At 31.9% G+C, this 19,191-nt stretch carries 19 protein-coding genes (1 of these 19 only partly in view); 9 read left to right on the top strand and 10 right to left on the bottom strand.

Annotated features, from left to right (window positions below; genetic code table 11):
• The first annotated feature begins 39 nt into the window (after positions 1-39).
• Positions 40-792: an enoyl-CoA hydratase/isomerase family protein gene (locus AW14_RS00405; RefSeq protein ID WP_044637012.1), complete on the top strand. Its 753-nt coding sequence runs from the start codon at positions 40-42 to the stop codon at positions 790-792.
• 38 nt (positions 793-830) lie between these two features.
• Here the strand turns inward: AW14_RS00405 and AW14_RS00400 are convergent, their stop codons facing one another.
• Together AW14_RS00400 and AW14_RS14900 are read right to left on the bottom strand one after the other, a co-directional pair.
• Positions 831-1,397 carry a DUF4136 domain-containing protein gene (locus AW14_RS00400; protein WP_044637011.1) on the bottom strand — a complete coding sequence of 189 codons (567 nt, stop codon included), beginning with the start codon at positions 1,395-1,397 and terminating at the stop codon, positions 831-833.
• Between the two features lie 68 nt (positions 1,398-1,465).
• Positions 1,466-1,642, bottom strand: coding sequence for a DUF5522 domain-containing protein (locus AW14_RS14900; protein ID WP_169744651.1), 177 nt, complete (start codon positions 1,640-1,642; stop codon positions 1,466-1,468).
• 50 nt (positions 1,643-1,692) lie between these two features.
• On the opposite strand from AW14_RS14900, the gene AW14_RS00395 reads away from it, so the two are divergent.
• Genes AW14_RS00395 through hemL form a run of 4 tightly spaced genes read left to right on the top strand, consistent with a single transcriptional unit; the run spans position 1,693 to position 5,289 of the window.
• Positions 1,693-2,031, top strand: coding sequence for a hypothetical protein (locus AW14_RS00395; RefSeq protein WP_044637010.1), 339 nt, complete (start codon positions 1,693-1,695; stop codon positions 2,029-2,031).
• Positions 2,021-2,935: a 1-aminocyclopropane-1-carboxylate deaminase/D-cysteine desulfhydrase gene (locus AW14_RS00390; protein ID WP_044637009.1), complete on the top strand. Its 915-nt coding sequence runs from the start codon at positions 2,021-2,023 to the stop codon at positions 2,933-2,935. Before AW14_RS00395 ends, AW14_RS00390 begins: the two co-directional genes overlap by 11 nt.
• 4 nt (positions 2,936-2,939) lie before the next feature.
• Positions 2,940-3,983: a glucosaminidase domain-containing protein gene (locus AW14_RS00385; RefSeq protein WP_084708712.1), complete on the top strand. Its 1,044-nt coding sequence runs from the start codon at positions 2,940-2,942 to the stop codon at positions 3,981-3,983.
• A 19-nt stretch (positions 3,984-4,002) separates the two neighbouring features.
• The gene (gene hemL / locus AW14_RS00380; protein WP_044637008.1) at positions 4,003-5,289 is read left to right on the top strand and encodes a glutamate-1-semialdehyde 2,1-aminomutase; all 1,287 of its coding nucleotides are present in this window, start codon (positions 4,003-4,005) and stop codon (positions 5,287-5,289) included.
• A gap of 71 nt (positions 5,290-5,360) precedes the next feature.
• Here the strand turns inward: hemL and AW14_RS00375 are convergent, their stop codons facing one another.
• From AW14_RS00375 to AW14_RS00355, 5 genes are all read right to left on the bottom strand, one after another.
• The gene (locus AW14_RS00375; RefSeq protein ID WP_044637007.1) at positions 5,361-5,819 is read right to left on the bottom strand and encodes a DUF4890 domain-containing protein; all 459 of its coding nucleotides are present in this window, start codon (positions 5,817-5,819) and stop codon (positions 5,361-5,363) included.
• 112 nt (positions 5,820-5,931) lie between these two features.
• Entirely contained in the window at positions 5,932-7,146 is a 1,215-nt protein-coding gene (locus AW14_RS00370; protein WP_044637006.1) for a hypothetical protein, read from the bottom strand.
• A gap of 408 nt (positions 7,147-7,554) precedes the next feature.
• Positions 7,555-9,243: a lysine--tRNA ligase gene (lysS, locus tag AW14_RS00365; RefSeq protein WP_044637005.1), complete on the bottom strand. Its 1,689-nt coding sequence runs from the start codon at positions 9,241-9,243 to the stop codon at positions 7,555-7,557.
• Between the two features lie 120 nt (positions 9,244-9,363).
• Positions 9,364-9,795, bottom strand: a complete 432-nt coding sequence (locus AW14_RS00360; protein ID WP_044637004.1) for a DUF1573 domain-containing protein — start codon at positions 9,793-9,795, stop codon at positions 9,364-9,366.
• Positions 9,796-9,903: 108 nt separating this feature from the next.
• The gene (locus tag AW14_RS00355; protein WP_044637003.1) at positions 9,904-10,959 is read right to left on the bottom strand and encodes a helix-turn-helix domain-containing protein; all 1,056 of its coding nucleotides are present in this window, start codon (positions 10,957-10,959) and stop codon (positions 9,904-9,906) included.
• A 111-nt stretch (positions 10,960-11,070) separates the two neighbouring features.
• Here AW14_RS00355 and AW14_RS14600 point away from each other — a divergent pair, with 111 nt between their 5' ends.
• The 3 genes from AW14_RS14600 to AW14_RS00345 all read left to right on the top strand — a co-directional run bounded on the left by AW14_RS14600 (position 11,071) and on the right by AW14_RS00345 (position 12,899).
• Positions 11,071-11,229 carry a YqaE/Pmp3 family membrane protein gene (locus tag AW14_RS14600; protein ID WP_084708710.1) on the top strand — a complete coding sequence of 53 codons (159 nt, stop codon included), beginning with the start codon at positions 11,071-11,073 and terminating at the stop codon, positions 11,227-11,229.
• A gap of 29 nt (positions 11,230-11,258) precedes the next feature.
• A complete protein-coding gene (gene lipB / locus AW14_RS00350) occupies positions 11,259-11,957 on the top strand; it encodes a lipoyl(octanoyl) transferase LipB (RefSeq protein WP_044637002.1) in 699 nt (232 codons plus the stop codon).
• A 105-nt stretch (positions 11,958-12,062) separates the two neighbouring features.
• On the top strand, positions 12,063-12,899 hold the full coding sequence (locus AW14_RS00345) for a GLPGLI family protein (RefSeq protein WP_044637001.1): 837 nt from the start codon (positions 12,063-12,065) through the stop codon (positions 12,897-12,899).
• An 84-nt stretch (positions 12,900-12,983) separates the two neighbouring features.
• Here AW14_RS00345 and AW14_RS00340 read toward each other — a convergent pair whose 3' ends face one another.
• From AW14_RS00340 to AW14_RS00330, 3 genes are all read right to left on the bottom strand, one after another.
• Entirely contained in the window at positions 12,984-14,033 is a 1,050-nt protein-coding gene (locus tag AW14_RS00340; RefSeq protein WP_044637000.1) for a nucleoid-associated protein, read from the bottom strand.
• Between the two features lie 38 nt (positions 14,034-14,071).
• Complete coding sequence (locus tag AW14_RS00335) at positions 14,072-16,501, bottom strand: hypothetical protein (protein WP_044636999.1); 2,430 nt, start codon at positions 16,499-16,501, stop codon at positions 14,072-14,074.
• 66 nt (positions 16,502-16,567) lie between these two features.
• Positions 16,568-17,167 carry a ribonuclease HII gene (locus AW14_RS00330; RefSeq protein WP_044636998.1) on the bottom strand — a complete coding sequence of 200 codons (600 nt, stop codon included), beginning with the start codon at positions 17,165-17,167 and terminating at the stop codon, positions 16,568-16,570.
• A gap of 314 nt (positions 17,168-17,481) precedes the next feature.
• On the opposite strand from AW14_RS00330, the gene AW14_RS00325 reads away from it, so the two are divergent.
• Positions 17,482-19,191, top strand: the 5' portion of a protein-coding gene (locus AW14_RS00325; protein WP_245617605.1) for a putative porin. It continues 282 nt past the right edge of the window; the window shows 1,710 of its 1,992 coding nt (coding positions 1-1,710); its start codon is at positions 17,482-17,484; its stop codon lies off the right edge, out of view.

Genomic DNA, 19,191 nt, shown 5'->3' with positions numbered 1-19,191 from the left:
TTATGTATCTTCAACTTTTAAATTTTTCTTATAAATTTTATGGAAGCGCCATACGTAAACCTTCATATCGAAAATAAAGTTGGATATATAGAGTTTTTTCATCCCAATCATAATGCTATGCCTAGCGACGTTCTAGCAGAACTTAAAACAAAAATTCATGATGCCGGAACCAACGATGGCATTCAGGTTATTGTTTTAAAAAGTGCGGGCAATAGAACCTTTTGCGCAGGGGCGAGTTTTAATGAATTAATAACCATAAACGATAAAATAACAGGTGAAACCTTTTTCTCTGGTTTTGCAAAGGTTATAAATGCCATGCGAAAAAGTCCTAAAATAATTATTGGTTGTGTGCAAGGTAAAGCTGTTGGCGGCGGCGTTGGTTTAGCTGCTGCTACCGATTACTGTTTAGCTTCGACATACGCCTCTGTTAAATTAAGCGAATTGAGCATTGGTATTGGGCCATTTGTTATAGAGCCTGCTGTTACACGAAAAATAGGTATTGCTGCCACTTCGGAAATGACCATTAAAGCCGATACATTTTTTTCGGCGGAATGGGCAAAAAACAAAGGACTTTATTCGGAGGTTTTAGAAACAGCCGAAGCCTTACAGGATGCCGTTAAAACATTAGCCGAAACATTAAGTAGTTATAATCCGGAAGCTTTGAAACAAATGAAACAAGTGTTTTGGCAAGGTACCGAAAACTGGGACACACTCCTTGCAGAGCGCGCAAAAATAAGCGGCGAACTTGTTTTGAGTGATTTTACTAAAAACACCTTAAAGCGATTTAGTTAAATAAAAAAAGCAACTTTTAAAGTTGCTTTTTTTATGCTTTATTTTTTGATTTCCGGAGGATATTTCTCTAGTATTTTAGAAACAAATTCTTTTATACGTTCTTCTTTTTGTTCCATATTTTGAGATAAGAAACCGGTTCCCATACCTTGCCAAACCAGTTCTTTTTTGTTGGCATCAATCAAGTCTATATATAAAACGCCTTGGGTACTTGTGGAAACACTAGGCTGATTCCAACCCCAGCCCCAACCAGGACCAAAACCTCCCCACGGACCGAAGCCGCCCCATCCCCAGGCGCCCATGCCCCAGTAGTTGTTGTAAACATCTACACGTTGATTCGATTTTGTAAATAAACTTATTAATAAATCGGGATTATCAGATTTTGTAAATCCTTTGGCGAGTAATTCGGCTTCAATAGCACGTAAAATTCTTCGCTTATCTAAATCGCTTATTTCAGCTTTATCTATTCCTGTTTTAAAAAAAGCAAATGTTTTATATGAATTAAAATCGGCTTTTTTATCGTAATCGGTTGCTACTCTTACAGACGAGCATGACGAAACAATAACAAGTAAGGCAAGTAGCGGCAAAAATTTTAGTATTTTTTTCATAGCGCTTTTTAAATTAGTTAATCAATTATAAATCAACAATAATCATACCAATACTATCTAAAAGTTTGTTAAGATGATGTTTTCTTTTTTATGGCATTTGTTTTTTTATTGAAACCATAAGGGCAATGTCTGCAACCACTTTCGCAACAATAGCCTCTTTTTAAGTGGTATTGTTCTGTAAAACATCGGTAGCCTTCTGGGGTTAAATAAAAATCGCCTGCTTCTACGGGTATTATTTTTTTCATATAAATACAAAGATAATGTATTTTGGGATGATTTTTGAAAGCACTAAATCATGATTTTATTTTCTAAATATTTGGTCCCGAAAGGCTATTCTGGAATGGCTATTTTTCCGTTTATTTTTGTAAATGATAAACAATTATCTAAGAATCGTGTTTTTGTAAATCATGAAAAAATTCATTTACAACAACAGATAGAACTTTTGGTGTTTCCTTTTTATGTTTGGTATGGTTTGGAGTTTTTAATAAAGCTTTATACATATAGAAACTGGCATTTGGCGTATAAAAATATCTCTTTCGAGCGTGAAGCCTATACGCACGAAATGGATTTAGAATATTTAAAACACAGAGGCTTTTGGAGATTTTTAAAGTATCTTCGCAACCATGAATTTTAACCTCGAAAATATAAAAAATGTAACCATTGATATTCCTAATACATGGAATTTAGAGTTGGTTTTAAAGCGTGAAGATGCTATACATGATTTTGTTTCGGGCAATAAATACAGAAAATTAAAGTATAATATTCTTGAAGCTCAAAAAGAAGATAAAAAAACCTTATTAACGTTTGGTGGTGCTTTTTCTAATCATATAGCAGCTGTGGCGTCGGTAGGGCAATTATATGGTTTTAAAACCATTGGGATTATTAGAGGCGACGAATTAGAATCTCAAATACATAATAATCCAACCTTATGGTTTGCAAAGCAATGTGGCATGGAGTTTAGGTTTGTTTCCAGAACCGATTATAAGTTAAAAACTACTTCTGGATTTTTAGATGATTTAAAGCATGCATTTGGTGATTTTTATTTGATACCAGAGGGCGGAACAAATGCTTTAGCCATTCAAGGCTGTGAGGAAATTTTAACCAAAAACGATAAAGAACACTTCGATTTTGTTTGTACAGCCGTTGGAACGGGCGGTACAATTTCGGGAATAATAAACAGTTCTGGCGAGCAGCAACAAATTTTAGGTTTTCCTGCGTTAAAAGGCGATTTTTTAAGCAAGGATATTAGTAAATTTGTAACCAAATCTAATTGGCAGTTAATTACCGATTATCATTTTGGGGGTTATGCCAAGGTGAATTCTGAATTAATTTCATTTATAAACCGCTTCAAAAGCGATTTTAATGTGCCTTTAGATCCGGTGTACACAGGAAAAATGATGTTTGGTATATGTTATTTAATAGAAAAAGGATTTTTTCCGAAGCACTCTAAAATTTTGGCCATTCATACAGGCGGTTTACAAGGAATTAAAGGTATGAATGTCCTACTAAAAAAGAAAAATTTACAAACAATAAACTAGTATAATGAATAAATTTTGGATACTCTTATGTGTGGTGCTTTTTACATTTAGCTGTAAATCTAAAAAAGCAGTAACCTCCAAAAAATCAAAATCAAAAACCGAGCGCGTTGTAAAAAAAGTAGAGAGCAAGCCAAACGATAGCAAAACGTTGAAAGAGCTTCCTGTTGTTACAAAAGTTTATGCAAGTGCCACAGAAAAGTATATAGATGATTATAAGGATATTGCAAAAACCGAAATGCAATTGTATTATATTCCTGCCAGTATTACCTTGGCACAGGGTATCTTAGAGTCTGGTTCGGGCAATGGACGATTAGCAACCGAGGCGAATAACCATTTCGGAATTAAATGTCACGATTGGACTGGCGATAAAATTTATCATGACGACGATGCAGCTCAAGAATGTTTTAGGAAATATATTGATGCAAAGTATTCGTTTAGAGACCATTCGTTGTTTTTATCAGAAAGAAAGCGTTATGCTAATTTATTCAAATTAAAAAAAGGCGATTACAAAGCTTGGGCCAGAGGTTTAAAAGCTGCGGGTTATGCAACCGATAAAAAATATCCTGAAAAACTTATCAGCTTAATCGAACGCTACAAACTTCACGAATTTGACAAAGAGGTATTAAAGCGAACTTATAAAAACACAGAAGATTATTTTGATGATTCTGAAGAAGTAGCAACCGAAAAGGAGGAACAATACATTCCAGATGCTTCCATACATATTGTTGATAAAGGTGAAACCTTATACGGTATTTCTAAACTGTATAATTTATCTGTTGAAGCACTTCAAAAGTTAAATAATTTATCGGGTACTTCTATAAATGTTGGACAAGAATTAAAGGTAAAAAAATCAAATGCAAATCAGGTTGCAGTCACATTAGAGAAAGCCGAAAAGCAACCAATAAAACAACTTAAACATGTTGTAGAAAAAGGAGAAACTTTATATTCCATCTCTAAAAAATACAATACAAGTATAGGTACCATTCAGAACTTAAACAATTTGAATGATACCAATTTAAGTATCGGGCAAGAACTGGTTATTAAATAATAAAAAGAATAGAATAAAAATGATTTATAAAAGAAGTAGCGCCTTATTTGCTGAAGCAGAAAAAGTAATTCCAGGAGGAGTAAACTCACCCGTAAGAGCTTTTAAAGGAGTAGGCGGAACCCCCATTTTTGTAAAAGAAGCAAAAGGAGCTTATTTATTTGATGAAGACGATAACCGATTAATAGATTATATCAACTCCTGGGGCCCCATGATTTTAGGTCATGCTTACCAACCCGTTGTTGATGCTGTGGTTGAAAAAGCAAAAAAAGGAACGTCTTTTGGAATGCCAACAGAAATTGAAACTAAAATAGCCGAATTAGCTGTTTCTATGGTTCCTAACATAGATAAAATACGCTTTGTAAATTCTGGTACAGAGGCTTGCATGAGTGCTGTTCGATTGGCCAGAGGTTATACTAAAAAAGATAAAATTATAAAATTTGCAGGTTGTTATCACGGTCATAGCGATTCGTTTTTAATACAGGCGGGCAGTGGTGCCAGTACTTTTGGCGTACCTAACAGTCCGGGTGTTACAGCAGGGACTGCAAAAGATACCTTACTGGCAAATTATAACGATATTGAAAATGTAAAGGCTTTAATTGAAGCCAATAAAAATGAAATAGCATGCATTATTATTGAGCCTGTAGCTGGTAACATGGGCTGTGTGCCACCAAAAAATGATTTTCTAGCTAAACTAAGATTGTTGTGTGATGAACATGACATTTTATTGATTTTCGATGAGGTTATGACGGGATTTCGTTTAGCAAAAGGTGGGGCTCAAGAATTATATAATATCAAAGCCGATATTGTTTGTTTTGGAAAAGTAATTGGTGGCGGATTGCCTGTTGGTGCTTTTGCTGCTAAAAATGAAATTATGAATTATCTAGCGCCTCTTGGGCCCGTGTATCAGGCTGGGACTTTAAGTGGGAACCCTTTAGCAATGGCTGCCGGTTTAGCTATGTTAACCGCTTTAAATAAAGATGGTGAAGTTTTTAAACGATTAGCAAACAAAACAGAATATTTGCATAACGGTATTGCTAACGTGTTAAATGAAAATAATATTACGCATACAATAAACAGAGTTGGTTCTATGATTTCAGTTCATTTTGATGAAGCAGAAGTTGTAGATTTTAAAACGGCTGCGCTAGGTAATAATGAAACTTTTAAAACATTCTTTCATGGCATGCTAAATAATGGAGTTTATATTGCACCAAGTGCTTTCGAAACTTGGTTTATAACAGATGCCTTGTCTTATGAAGATTTAGATTTTACTATTGCAGCAGTAAATAAGGTTGCTAAAACATTGTAAAAAAGTAAAAGCGCATTTTTAATTTAAAAATGCGCTTTACATCAACTAAACTATAACCAAATCTAACGAATCTAAATTCTGTTTTTATAACTGTCTTTTTTCTTTAAATTTTTATTTACAGCCATACGCTCTAAGCCTTTTTCCCATTTTGCATATTGGTTTTCATCCAAAATATTTTTCATTTTTGCTTTCATCGCAATTTGATGGTCTAATTTGTTATTTTGTCTTTTAAGCATGGCCTCTTTAGAAGGTTTTTGCATATTTCCGGCTTCTTTTTGAGCTTTATGAGCTTCCATAATTGATTGACGCATTTTTGCGTTTTCAAGATTTAAAGCGAAAATTTTCTTTTGTTGATCTGTATTTAAATCTAAATGAAGCGTCATATGCTTTGTTCTTAATTCTGCAGCTTCTTCAGGAGTAAGGTCTTTCATGATGGCATGACGATCCTCTCTGTTAGGACGTTCTTTTTTTTCTTGGGCAATGCCATGAAATGATATCAGGGCAATAGCAATAATCAATAATGTCTTCATCTTATAATAATTTTGTTTAATTACTTCTAAGACAAGAAAACTTTTAAAAGGTTTAATTGCAGATACTTTTTTATCTGAAACTTATCTTTTTTTGATTATAGGATTGATGAAGTTATTTTAAAATCGGAATTTTTATACCAATGCCTGCTTGCACATCGGGTGCGTTATTAACATAAAAATCTTCTTGGAAATATACTGATAATTTGAAGCTAGGTCTTCCGTAGGTATAAATAAATGTCCAATAGGATAAATTTTTGTAAAGCGTTTCAAACCCATGTTGCCAACCACCATTAATTTCGCGCCATTTCCCTAGTAATTTATAATAGGAAGCTTCTTCTTTTTTATTGTAACGGGTTTGTAAATGATAATTTATGCCAAAGCTATTGTAGTTTCTTTTTTTAGTAAATTTTGCAATTTCAAAAGTGGTTTCAAAAGTGCCTAAATAAGCGTTGTTGCCTAAATCTATATTGTCTTTAAAATCGATGAGGTTTTTACGTAAGCCGCTAAATCCCATACCAAAATCTAATTCATATGTGTCATTAAAAGTGATTTTCTTAAGGGCGTTAACCGAAAGTCCTAAATCTATAGAGCTATTAAATTTAGTAGTATTCATACTTAAATGACTTCCAAAATTTAAAAAGATATTTTTGGTTTTGTTAATAGTTAGCGTTGGGTAGTAGTAATGATTAAATTCGATACCGCTCACAAAAAAATCATTATTATTAAGTTCTAAAACCTTGCCGTTTCTATCGGTATATTTAAAATTAACCTGGTTTAAACCGTAATAGCGTCTTCCATAAGGGTCTTCCCCACCAGCAATATTACTATGAAACCATTCAATGGCTTCGTCTCCTGTAAAAATAGTAAAAGGATATTTACCTTTTGTTATATGATTTGCTCTAAGAGTAAAGCTTAATTCATGATTTTTATTTATTGGAAAGTTAGCACCAATTCTGTAATCTTTAATGATTGCATCAATTACAATATTCATATAATCGGCAGGGGTGGTTTCTTGGTCTACAAAATTAAAAATACGATCGTGCCAAATTACTTTGCTTAAGCGTTCTCTTACTTCAGGATCTTTTGGTAGGTAAGCTTCAACAAAAGGATGAAAGTTGTTACCGCTAGCCGAATTTATAAAAAGGGTTGTTTTTTTTGGTGGTGCTATTTTAAAATTCTGATTAATTCTACCGCTAAAAATACCAAAATGATGGGTGCTTAAAATACTCGGATTTTCAATACCATTTTTAATAGATAAACTGTCGTTTTGTGCACATACAAAAACACAAAAACAAAACAAAAGTAGGCTAATGAGGTGTTTTGTCATACAGCAAAAATAAACAATCTTTTTATGATTATATAATTCTCTTTGAATTTGGCTAAAATTGACAAACTTCCAATTTGAGCGCTGTTTCGTCTTAAAAAATTAACATATAGATATATTATTCTTAATAAAATTGTAAAATTATAAATATAAGGTGTTAAACATTTCTAAATAATTTTAGTAAATGGTATTTATTCCTTCTCTTTGTAATGTAATTAATTTGATACATGTAATTACTCAACCTTTTTTTTTTGAGAAGATTATTAGTTAGTAAATTAAGTTTAGTTGGTTAGTTTATAAAAAATCCAGTAACTATTGAGTTGCTGGATTTTTTTATTGTTATAATTTGAGTTCTAGAAATAAAAAAGGAGCTTTTTAGGCTCCTTTTTTATAAATAATGTAACGTAAGGGCTAGATAATTTCAACAATTAAATCATCTTCAGTTTTAGTTACTTTGGCTACTTTATGTTTTGTTAAGCCTTTAATACCTTTATCCCATGCTTTATTACTTAAACCAGATTGAGTTTTCAGGTTGTTTAAAGAAATGCCATTTTGAGTTTTTAATATCTCGAAAATCACTTTTTCATTTTCGCTTAATTCAAGCGCCTTTTTCTCTGGACGCATTTGCGGGAAGAATAAAACCTCTTGAATAGATTGGTTATTAGTTAAAAACATAATTAATCGATCCATACCAATACCCATACCCGATGTTGGAGGCATACCGTATTCTAAAGCGCGTAAAAAATCGTAATCTATAACGCCAGTAGCTTCATCGTCTCCTTTTTTCGCTAATTCCATTTGATGCTCGAAGCGTTCACGTTGGTCGATAGGATCGTTTAGTTCGGAGTAAGCATTCGCAATTTCTTTACCACATACCATCAACTCGAAACGCTCAGTTAATTCAGGGTTTTCTCTGTGTTCTTTGCACAACGGACTCATCTCCTTAGGGTAGTCTGTAATGAATGTAGGTTGTATGTAATTACCCTCACATTTTTCACCAAAAATTTCATCAATTAGTTTGCCTTTACCCATGGTATCGTCAACCTCAATACCCATGCCTTCTGCAGCGGCTCTAATTTCGGCTTCTGTTTTACCTGTAATATCGAAACCAGTGAAATGCTTAATAGAGTCGGCCATTGTTACTCTAGCATATGGTGCTTTAAAATCTATTTCATGGTCACCAAATTTAGCTTTGGTGGTCCCGTTAACAGCTACTGCGCAATGTTCTAATAGTTTTTCGCAGAAAGTCATCATCCAATTGTAGTCTTTGTAGGCTACATAAATTTCCATGGCAGTAAACTCAGGATTATGCGTTCTGTCCATGCCTTCATTTCTAAAGTTTTTAGAAAACTCATAAACACCATCAAAACCACCAACAATTAAACGTTTTAAATAAAGCTCATTGGCTATACGCATATATAACGGAATATCTAGAGCATTGTGGTGTGTTACAAACGGTCTAGCCGCTGCACCACCAGGAATGGATTGTAATACGGGTGTTTCAACTTCAAAATAACCAGCATCATTAAAAAACTGACGCATGGCATTAAAAAGTTTAGTTCGTTTTATAAAAACATCTTTAACTTTAGGGTTTACAACCAAATCGGCGTAACGCTGTCTGTAACGTTGTTCTGGGTCTGTGAAGGCATCATAAACAACGCCATCTTTTTCTTTTGGAAGCGGTAGTGGTTTTAAAGCTTTACTAAGAAGTGTAAAGTCTTTTACTTTAACGGTTTTTTCTCCAACTTGTGTGGTAAATAAAACACCTTCAATACCAACAAAATCACCAAAGTCTAGTAATTTTTTGAAAACTTCGTTATATTTTTCTTTGTCTTCACCCGGGCAAATTTCGTCACGGTTAAAATACACTTGTATTTTTCCTTCGGCATCTTGTAATTCAGCAAAACTTGCTTTTCCTTGAACTTTAATCATCATTAACCTACCAGCAATAACGACCTCCTTATCGGCTTCAAATTGCTCTTTTACCTGTTTTGAAGTATGTGTAACAGGATATAAATCTGCAGGATAGGGATTAATACCTAGTTCGCGAAGTCTTTCTAATTTTTCTCTTCTTACTATTTCTTGTTCTGAAAGTTGCATGCTAATTAATTTTGATAACCTGCCTTTTGCGACAGACGAGTGCAAAATTACACTATTTTCAAAAAATTAGCATACAACTTATATGTAGATTTTTGTTTTATAATAAAAAGCAGCAGAAATTTATTTTGTTGCTGATTCTGGCGCTAAAACTTCACCTTTAATTCTAATTATTTTGTTTGGTTCTGAAGCGTTAGAAACAATAGTAATGGTTTTTTTAAATACGCCTATTCTGTTTGTTGCATATCTAACTTTAATTTCGCTTGTTTTACCCGGTAAAATAGGTTCTTTAGAATACGAAGGCACTGTACAACCACAAGATGTTTTTACTGTTGAAATTACAATAGGACTTTTTCCTGTATTTGTAAATGAGAAGATGCGTTCGCCATCGGCATTTTGTTTGATGGTTCCGTAGTCAATCTCTTCTTCTTTAAAAGTTAAAACACCAGCGTTAGAATCGGTTTCTTGAGCAAAATTTACAGCATAAACGAATAAGAAAAAAACGAAAGTTAATGTTGTTTTTAATGATGAAAAATGAGTTTTAGTAAGAGTCATAATTATTTCTATTTAAATGTTTCTAAAACAAACTTGATGATTTTTTTTTAAACCAAGCCTTTTTTAAAGGATGAAATTGGTACTAGTACTTAGGTTGATTTTTTGTAATTAGCTATTAAACAACGACTTGGTTTCTTCTCTAGACTGCACATTTAATTTCCTGTAAATATTGTTTATATGCGTTTTAACCGTGCTTAAACTAATAAAAAGGGCATCGGCAATGTCTTTATTCGATTTATCTTCTAACAATAAATTAAGCACATTTTGCTCTTGTTTGGTTAGTTGTTCTTTAGTTTCGGTGACTTGTTTTGATTTATTGTTTTTAGAGGAAATTAATAACCATACATTTAAAATAACTGAAATTATAAGCAAAGGCACTATAATATAGAACCAATTAAAGCCACTATTAGAAACTTTATTAATTATAAATTTATCTGAATTAAGTTCGTTTTTATACTGAGTCGCATAAGTCGAATTGGGATAAACCTTATTTAGGTTTTCTAATAATTTATCGTAATAATTATTGCTTTTTAAGTCTTCTAAGTAATGTTCATGCAATTCATTTCTGCGATCCGATAAAAAAGAATAAATATAGAGGTCTGCTAAAGGTTCGTTAAGTTGATCGCCAAAATTTTGAAGCGTATTAAACCATTTTTTATTGTTAAGTTTTCTATTTGCTTCGCTTCGAAATTCACTAAAAGCAAATTTCATAACATCTTTTAAGGAGTCGACTCTAGCAAAAACAGTTGCTTTTTCGTTAGTAGATTTTATATCGCAAAACATTTGTTTATCGAAAGTAAAAGGGAATACAATGGTGTCGTTGTTTTTAGCTATAAAAATAACTTCTTTACTATCGTCGCAATACCCATCAAAATGCGTTTTGTTATCTTGGTTGTTAAAGCAATTATCAACATGAATTCTGTAAATTCTATTTTCGTTTTCCAGTTGGTTTCCGGTAAATTCGAAATAGCCAAGACTATCGGTGTTTACTTTCGCAATAATTTGTTCAAAATATAAGCCCGAAATTTTTCTGTAATCATCAATTACAGAGAGATAAACATTGTTGTGCCACTCTTTATTATCTATATGTCCAGAAAAGCTAAACTGTGCTTCAGCTTTTAAAGTCATCAAAATAAGTAGTACAAAAATCAATTTTTTTCTCATGCTACTAAACTACTATTATTTATTAAAAAATGAAATAAGATGTTGTGTTGTAACAAAAATTAATAGATAACGTCAAGTATTAGTAATCAATCAAATAATAATTAAATTAAAATGAGTTTTTGGAGAGTTTTATTAGCAATCGTTTGTCCGCCATTATCAGTTATTGGTAAAGGTTGCGGATCCATTTTAATCGTTTTTTTACTTTGGCTTTGTGGTTGGGTTCCAGGCGTTATAGCAGCTCTGGTTATTCTTAACAATCCCAACCGTTAAAATATAAAAATATTGTAATTTTGTAGGCTATGAATAAAGACATAAAACTACAAGATTTAGGTTTAAAAGATTATAAAGAAACCTGGGATTATCAGGAGACATTATTTAAAGGTATTGTTGATGCTAAAATTAAAAATAGACAAGAAAATACTAATTTTAAAACCAATAATTATTTCTTATTTGTAGAGCATCCGCATGTTTATACCTTAGGAAAAAGTGGCGATATGTCTAATCTTCTTTTAAATGAGCAGCAACTAACTCAAAAAGATGCTACTTTTTATAAAATTAACCGTGGCGGCGACATAACTTACCATGGGCCTGGGCAAATTGTTGGGTATCCAATTTTGGATTTGGATAATTTCTTTACCGATATTCATAAATATTTACGATTTCTTGAAGAAGTTATTATCCTAACTTTAAATGATTACGGAATACAATCGGGACGTAGTGATGGCGAGACCGGAGTTTGGTTAGATGCAGGCACGCCGTTTGCCCGTAAAATTTGTGCCATGGGTGTTCGTGCCAGTCGTTGGGTAACCATGCACGGTTTTGCTCTTAATATTAATGCCGATTTAGGCTACTTTGATAATATTATCCCTTGTGGTATTCGAGGAAAAGCTGTGACCTCATTACATGTGGAACTTGGCGTTGAAAAAGTGTCAATGGAGGAGGTAAAAGAAAAATTACTGAAGCATTTTTCAATACTTTTTGAAGCTAAGTTTTTCTAAAAGAGGTAAATAAAAACGATAATTATATTTTTTATTTTTATGATTGAAACAAAATGTTTAATATTTTATTACATTTATTAAACAAAATATCTAAATATTCATTCTATGAAATCAATCTTGTTTAAAGTTAGTCTGCTGTGTTTTTTATTGTTATTATCTGTAACACCAAATGTTCAAGATTTTCAAGGAAAAGCTTATTATATGTCGAAATCTAGAATGGATTTAGGATCTTGGGGTTCTAAAATGACTGAGGCACAAAAAAAAGATATGTTTTTACGCTTAAGAAATAGACTAGAAAAAACCTATATTTTAAGTTTTAATAAACAAGAATCTTTGTTTGATGAAGAAGAGAAATTAGATGCTATTTCAGGTGCAACAGATTCCTGGGGGAAAATTTTTGCTCCGGGTAGGCAATATAAAAATATAAAGGAAAACCTTTTAGTACAGAGTCAGGAATTTTATGGGAAACAGTTTTTAGTTAAAGATGAATTACTGCCAATAGAATGGATTATGGGAACCGAATCAAAACAAATTGGTCAATACATGTGTTTTAAAGCCACCGCTTCTATACCAACCGCTTATTTAACATGGTATTCGTTTTCGTGGAGTGAGCTAGAAAATAATACTACCGATAATAAAGTAGAATCAGGAGCGGATACTAGTCAAAAACCTATACAAATTACAGAAGTTGAAGCTTGGTATACATTACAAATACCAGTGAGTCACGGACCAGCTGAATATTGGGGACTTCCTGGGTTAATTTTAGAAGTAAGTGCTGGAAATACTACTATTTTATGTTCTAAAATTGTTCTAAATACCAAAGAAAAAATACAAATTGAAGCTCCCAACAAAGGAAAGGAAATTACAAAAAACGAATATAAACAAACCATTACTAAAAAAATGCAAGAAATGCGAGATAATAGGGGTAGAAGACGCTATTAAATCTGTTTTTTTGTTAAAAGAGTATTTGTTTTAATCGAATAAAAATTATTCAAAAAAAATATTTATAATTTTTAGAACTCTAAATTAGGATTCCGCATTAAAAAACACCTTATAATAATGCATTTTCTTTTCGTCGTCGTAACCACGCTCTAAATATTCTGCCGAAGCATCGGGCGCATCTATATCTAATTTAATTTGAATATGCGTATCAAGTTTAATATCGGTTTTTATTTTTTTCTTGTCTTTGTTTACTACACTCTCGGCAATATCAAATTGGTTTCTAATAACTATGTTTTGCTCGTCTTCGAAGGTTTTTTTATAATCATCGAATAGGGTTTTGTGTTTGTCTTCTTCAAAGACTTCATCTTTAAAACGCTCTACATTAACAACTTCATTTTCTTTAAAAAAATCGATGGTTTTAGCTAGAAAATTATTGTGTTCGTGCGCCCCATAAGTCGATTTTATTATCTCTTCAGAAAATTCTTTGCATAGTTCTATGTATTGATGCGTATGATTGTTCGCATCGTCTGCATATTTAATATTTAAAAACTGGTTAAGCCAATATTGAGCATCGTAGCTGTTATTGTCTACACTTAAAACAATTTGCCCTTCGTTATCGCTTTGGTTTAGAATTAAGCAGCCTTTATCAACTTTTTTAGAACTAATACCTTTTTGTACTAAAACATCGTAACTATTATTTTCAAGATAGGTTTGAAAGAAATTAACTTTATTTTCAATTTTAAAGATACCCAGTGCGTTGGTAGTAATTTCGTTAAACTCAATACCTTCAAACATAACAACTAAAACATCACCTGTTTTAATATTTGCAGAGGTTGATTGTTCGTATAAATGAGTTACTATATGTTTTGAAACTTCAATAAAAGCCTCTTCGTCATTAAATATTTGAGTGCTATAACTGTTTATTTCGTTTAATGAAATATCGGCATGATGATTAAATCTGTAGCTTTGTACCAAACTTCCAAAAGGCCTAAGTAAAAACGGCAACATTAACTCGTAACTTGGTTCGTCGAAATCGACTAATTTTTCTGAAAAAGCATTTTTAGTGTCGTTAAATTTATTTCCAACTTTGTGAATTATGAATTTCGAGATTGAAGCATTTTTGCGTGTAATCATGATTTGTTTTTAAAAGTGTAAAGTTAAATTTTACCGCTTTAGTTAATTTGATAAATTAAAATTGAATTACTTTCTCCTTTAGTGATAAACTCTAAATCCTGGTCTTTATTTATTTGGTCTAGTGCAATAACCGAGGTTCCATATACAGGAAAATTAGGAAGAAGTTGCCCAAGACTATCGAAAATATATACTTTTTGAGTTTGTAAATCTGTTAGGGCCACATAATTTTTGTCCTTTATGTAGAAAAGTTCTGGTTTTGTATAATTACCATAATCCAGTTCGATAGTTTTCCCTTTTATAGTTAATTTGTTTTCTCCAAGTGTTACTAAAGTTTTGCTCGAAGCAGTTATATGATGTTTTTCTGGGAGATTTATTTTTTTTGAAGCGGTATTTCCCGAAGCCTCTATGCTTATTATATCGCCTTGAATGCCTGTAGTTGTAAATAAATTGTTATGTAAAAATATGGGCTCGCTGGAGTAGGAGTAAGATGCTTTAGGAGTGACTCTTGTTTTGCCTGTTCTGTCTAAAATATGAACTTTATTAGCGGTTTTTAAAACAATATAATCTTTACTGCCAATTCTAAAATGTTTTGGCTGACTAATAATTTTACTATCGGCCTTAAAACTATATCCTTTTACAATTTTACCACTTGTGTCGTACATTAATGTTGAATTTTCTTGGGTAAGCAAAAGGCGGTAGTTTTTGTTTTTATCGTAATCGAAAACCGATAGTGGCTGGGTAACATTATCTTTAAATTGTAATGGAAAAGGAGCAACATCATTGCCATTTCTATCAATTACAAAAATAGCATTTGGTGTAGCAAAAGCCAATTGAAGCCTACCATTTTTGTAGATGTCAATTTGACTAATTTCTCCAAGAATTGGAGCATTAATTTGTTTTTTCCAAAGCACTTTACCCTTATTTGAAATTAAATACAGGTTGTTTTTTATATCCTGAACAACAATCTCTTTTTCATTAGTTATATGATTGGTTACCAATTGTGGATTGTTAAGTATATCGCTGTCTAGTTTTATGTTTAAAATTTCTGTAATAGCATTTTTAACTGCTTTAACCTTATTTTTCTTGATGATGCCATGTATATGAGCAAAATAACCATCGTATATAAATTGCACGGCCGAGGTGTTATAAAAGTCTAGATTCAAATTTAAAGGGGCGTTAAAATTTGAGTTTATAATAGTGTTTAAAGTCGTTGGATTTGCAACCAAAAGCATCGAAGCAGCATTGCTCAAATTACCTTTAATATTGTTGAAAGCATCGGTTTCGTTAATAGTTGTTTGGTTTTGGTAGTTTGAAATTACGTTTTGTAATATTTCAATAGTATCACTAAAAACAAAATAATTGTCTAAAACACAGTATTTATTGGCATTTTCAAAAGTCACTAAAGGATAAAAGGTGTCCTTAAATAAATGAGGTTCACTAAAATTATAAATGTTTACCTGTCGGAAAGTTTCCAGAATAGTTTGCTCATTAGAAATGGCGTCTTCGGTTTCAATAACATCTATGGAGTTTAAAATTATAGCTCGGTTTTTATCCTGATACAGCACACCTACTTCAGTAATGTTGCTAAACAAATTTAAATTAGCTTCTAATGAATCTCTCTTTTTGAAGGCATTTAAATTGGTTTTGAGTATTTCAAAATCATTAAACGTAAAACTTAAAAAACCATCACTGTTAGAAGGAACCACCTTTTGAATTTGATTTTCTTGTGGAATCGTATTTTTAAAAACATTAATAATACTTTTTGTAGAATCGGTAGCGGTTGTAATTCCATCAAAAACAAATTCATTCTGATTAATTTCGGCATCTAAAGCAATATAACTTGTAAATGTTTTAAGATTTAACGATTTTTCTTTAAACAGGCTTTTAACAAAAGGATTATCAGCTTTTATTATTATAGACAGTGTTTTGTCGTTACTTGTTGTTTGAAAAATTTTATTTAATTCGGCATCCTTATTACTATTAGAAAAAGCAGCTTCAATAATTGTTTTTGATGAAGACACCAAGAAAGTACTGTCTATAACAGCACTATAAAAAACAGTTTTTTCGAAAGTAGATTTTGTAATGGTCGCTTCATCGGTTTTTAAAGTTTCCTCCATGTAATTTTTTAAGGAATCTCTTTTAAATAAATCAGTTTGGTATTTTGTAATGAGGGTGTATTGCAAACTGTCTTTATTATCCTTAGAAAAACAAAGTAGTAAATCGCCTTTAGATTTTATTAACGATAAATTTTTTAATTGCGTTTTTAAAAGTTTTGTTCCTGGTGCATTAGTGAATTTTTGAAGGAAATCGCTATTGTTTAAACTGCTTTTTAAAGTTTCAACGTTAGTTGTTTTAACAATTACCGAACTGTTTTCTGGAACAAAATCTATTAAATTAATGCGTTCTGTATTCGAGTTTGAACAACTAAAAGCTAGTATTGTAAGTAATGCGAAACAAATAAATCTCATAGCAGGTTTTTATTTTTACAAACCTACATATTTTTACATTTATTAATAAGTAAAATTTAGGCAAACTTAGAACTCGAATTCAAGTTGTTCTGGTAACAAGCGAAAGGATTTTCTGTGGTATTTGCAAGGGCCATAGGTTTTAATGGCTTCGCGATGCTCTTTGGTAGGGTATCCTTTATTTTTTTTCCAGTTGTACATAGGGAATTCTTCATGTATTTTATTCATGAATTCATCTCTGTATGTTTTTGCTAGTACCGATGCAGCGGCAATACTAAGGTATTTGCTATCACCTTTTACAATGGTTTGGTATGGAATGTTTTTGTAGGGCTTAAATTTATTACCATCAATAATTATAAATTCTGGTAACGGATTTAGTTTGGCAATCGATTTTTGCATCGCCAAAATGGAAGCGTTAAGAATGTTAATCTGGTCTATTTCATCTTCAAAAATATGTGTAACACCAAAAGTAAGAGCTTCAGATTCAATTACGGGTTTTAGTAAATCTCTTTTTGTTTCACTTAATTTTTTCGAATCTGTTAGCACCGTATTTTCAAAATTTAAAGGCAGCATAACGGCAGCTGCGGTAACAGGTCCTGCCAAACATCCTCGGCCAGCTTCGTCTGTACCACATTCTAAATTAAAATCGCTAAATTGTTTTAGGAGCATTTCAAATTCTTAACCTTCAAATTTATTAATATTAAATGAATTTTCACTAGAATAGCACGTTGGCTTTTTTTGAAAAGTCTATTAACAAATGTTTGCAAAGGTTTGGTAAAATCAAATAATTTCGCCAAGTTTGTGTAAGACTAATTCAAATAATTTAAATATTGTTTTTTAATATAAAAAACGCTCCCGAAAGCCAACATTTCTGTTGGCTTTTGATATTTAAAATATTTCTCCTTTCGTTACGTTCAAATAATTACTTTTGTTCCCGAAAATTTATAACACAATTTATGAGGTTATTTAAAGAAATCTTTAAAATGCAAACAACATTAACAAAACAAAGTTTAAAATATCATAGACACCTGTACAAAATTGTTTTGGTTTTAATAATGTTAGCAATTCAAACGGTTTCAGCTCAAAAAAAGCCGAGTAGATTAAGTCGAGAGTTAGGTATAGGTGATGTTGTTAGTAAAGATTCACTGGGTAGAGCGGTTAAAAATTTAATAGATAAACCCAAAATTCAAGATTACAAAATAATATCTTTCACTAACGATACAACTTATGTCGATACGACTTTAACGATTCAAAAAGAGTATAAATTTAATTATTTAAGAAGAGATGGGTTTGGTTTAATGCCTTTCTCAAACATGGGGCAAACTTATAACAGTCTCACATATAATTTTCAAAATACCAGTTTAATGCCCAATTTTGGTGCACTAGCAAAGCATTTTAATTATATGGAGATTGAAGATATTAGCTATTATCGTGTTCCAACACCATTAACCGAGTTGGTGTTTAAATCGGCTTTCGAGCAAGGTCAATTGGCAGATTCATTTTTCACCATAAACACATCGCCTCAATTTAACTTTTCAATAGCCTACAAAGGACTCAGGTCTTTAGGAAAATACCAACACATTTTGGCGAGCACAGGAAATTTCAGGTTTACCAGTAACTATCAAACAAAAAACAAGCGCTATAATGCGAGAGGGCATATAGTTGCTCAAGATATATTAAACCAAGAAAACGGTGGGATTTTAGATTCGTTTATACCAAATTTCGAAACAGGCGATCCAGAGTTTTTAGATCGATCTATTTTTGAAGTCCAATTTGAAAATGCAGAAAGCATGCTAAGAGGTAAGCGTTTTCATTTAGAGCATTCCTACAGTTTGGTAAAACAAAACGATTCTGTTGCAAAAAATCATTTAAGCTTTGGGCATGTTATATCTTTTGAAGACAAATATTATCAATACGATCAAACAGCCTCTAGCGCCTTTTTTGGTGCTGCTTTTAAAAATTCTCGATTAAAAGACAGAGCAACCCTAGAGAATTTCTACAACCAATTACAATTAAATTACAGCAATAACATATTAGGCGATTTACAGTTTAATATAAGTAATACTAATTTTAATTATGGTTACGATAAGTTGGTTGTGCTAAATGGAAACACAATAATCAACAGATTAAAAGGCGATGTTTTTGCTGCCGGCGGAAAATATCATAAACAATACAAAGGTTTCGACCTTAATGGCGAAATCGGTTTAAATATTTCAGGCGATTTCGATGGTAACTTCATAAAAGCCAAGGCAGCATTTAAATTAAACGACGAGATTTATGCCAATGCCACAATAAATCACAGTTCCAAAGCCCCTAATTACAACACACTATTATATCAAAGCGATTATGTAGCTTACAATTGGCAAAACTCATTTAGTAATATAGAAACCCAACAATTAGCATTCGAATTAAATTACAAAAAGCTAGCAAATATTAATATCGATTATTCAGCTATAACCGATTATGTTTACTTCAAACAAGATCAAACCACATTACAAATAAGCCCATTTCAAAATTCCGGTACAATTAATTATTTAAGAGCCAAATTAGAAAACGAAATTAAAGTTGGTAAATTCTCTCTGCACAATACCATCTTATATCAAAACGCACAAGACTCCAACGGTGTATTAAATGTACCCGAACTAACCACCAGAAACACATTAGCATTTTCTAGCGATTTATTCGATAAAGCT

The organism is Siansivirga zeaxanthinifaciens CC-SAMT-1, assembly GCF_000941055.1.
GTDB classification, from domain to species: Bacteria; Bacteroidota; Bacteroidia; order Flavobacteriales; family Flavobacteriaceae; genus Siansivirga; species Siansivirga zeaxanthinifaciens.
Note: the sequence above shows the minus strand (reverse complement) of the source record. Positions and strands in the feature narration are given on the sequence as shown.

What these genes read in the sequence shown, in the direction of transcription:
- AW14_RS00405 (WP_044637012.1), top strand. Translation starts at nt 40, where the DNA reads ATGGAAGCGCCATACGTAAACCTTCATATCGAAAATAAAGTTGGATAT.
- AW14_RS00400 (WP_044637011.1), bottom strand. Translation starts at nt 1,397, where the DNA reads ATGAAAAAAATACTAAAATTTTTGCCGCTACTTGCCTTACTTGTTATT.
- AW14_RS14900 (WP_169744651.1), bottom strand. Translation starts at nt 1,642, where the DNA reads ATGAAAAAAATAATACCCGTAGAAGCAGGCGATTTTTATTTAACCCCA.
- AW14_RS00395 (WP_044637010.1), top strand. Translation starts at nt 1,693, where the DNA reads ATGATTTTATTTTCTAAATATTTGGTCCCGAAAGGCTATTCTGGAATG.
- AW14_RS00390 (WP_044637009.1), top strand. Translation starts at nt 2,021, where the DNA reads ATGAATTTTAACCTCGAAAATATAAAAAATGTAACCATTGATATTCCT.
- AW14_RS00385 (WP_084708712.1), top strand. Translation starts at nt 2,940, where the DNA reads ATGAATAAATTTTGGATACTCTTATGTGTGGTGCTTTTTACATTTAGC.
- hemL (WP_044637008.1), top strand. Translation starts at nt 4,003, where the DNA reads ATGATTTATAAAAGAAGTAGCGCCTTATTTGCTGAAGCAGAAAAAGTA.
- AW14_RS00375 (WP_044637007.1), bottom strand. Translation starts at nt 5,819, where the DNA reads ATGAAGACATTATTGATTATTGCTATTGCCCTGATATCATTTCATGGC.
- AW14_RS00370 (WP_044637006.1), bottom strand. Translation starts at nt 7,146, where the DNA reads ATGACAAAACACCTCATTAGCCTACTTTTGTTTTGTTTTTGTGTTTTT.
- lysS (WP_044637005.1), bottom strand. Translation starts at nt 9,243, where the DNA reads ATGCAACTTTCAGAACAAGAAATAGTAAGAAGAGAAAAATTAGAAAGA.
- AW14_RS00360 (WP_044637004.1), bottom strand. Translation starts at nt 9,795, where the DNA reads ATGACTCTTACTAAAACTCATTTTTCATCATTAAAAACAACATTAACT.
- AW14_RS00355 (WP_044637003.1), bottom strand. Translation starts at nt 10,959, where the DNA reads ATGAGAAAAAAATTGATTTTTGTACTACTTATTTTGATGACTTTAAAA.
- AW14_RS14600 (WP_084708710.1), top strand. Translation starts at nt 11,071, where the DNA reads ATGAGTTTTTGGAGAGTTTTATTAGCAATCGTTTGTCCGCCATTATCA.
- lipB (WP_044637002.1), top strand. Translation starts at nt 11,259, where the DNA reads ATGAATAAAGACATAAAACTACAAGATTTAGGTTTAAAAGATTATAAA.
- AW14_RS00345 (WP_044637001.1), top strand. Translation starts at nt 12,063, where the DNA reads ATGAAATCAATCTTGTTTAAAGTTAGTCTGCTGTGTTTTTTATTGTTA.
- AW14_RS00340 (WP_044637000.1), bottom strand. Translation starts at nt 14,033, where the DNA reads ATGATTACACGCAAAAATGCTTCAATCTCGAAATTCATAATTCACAAA.
- AW14_RS00335 (WP_044636999.1), bottom strand. Translation starts at nt 16,501, where the DNA reads ATGAGATTTATTTGTTTCGCATTACTTACAATACTAGCTTTTAGTTGT.
- AW14_RS00330 (WP_044636998.1), bottom strand. Translation starts at nt 17,167, where the DNA reads ATGCTCCTAAAACAATTTAGCGATTTTAATTTAGAATGTGGTACAGAC.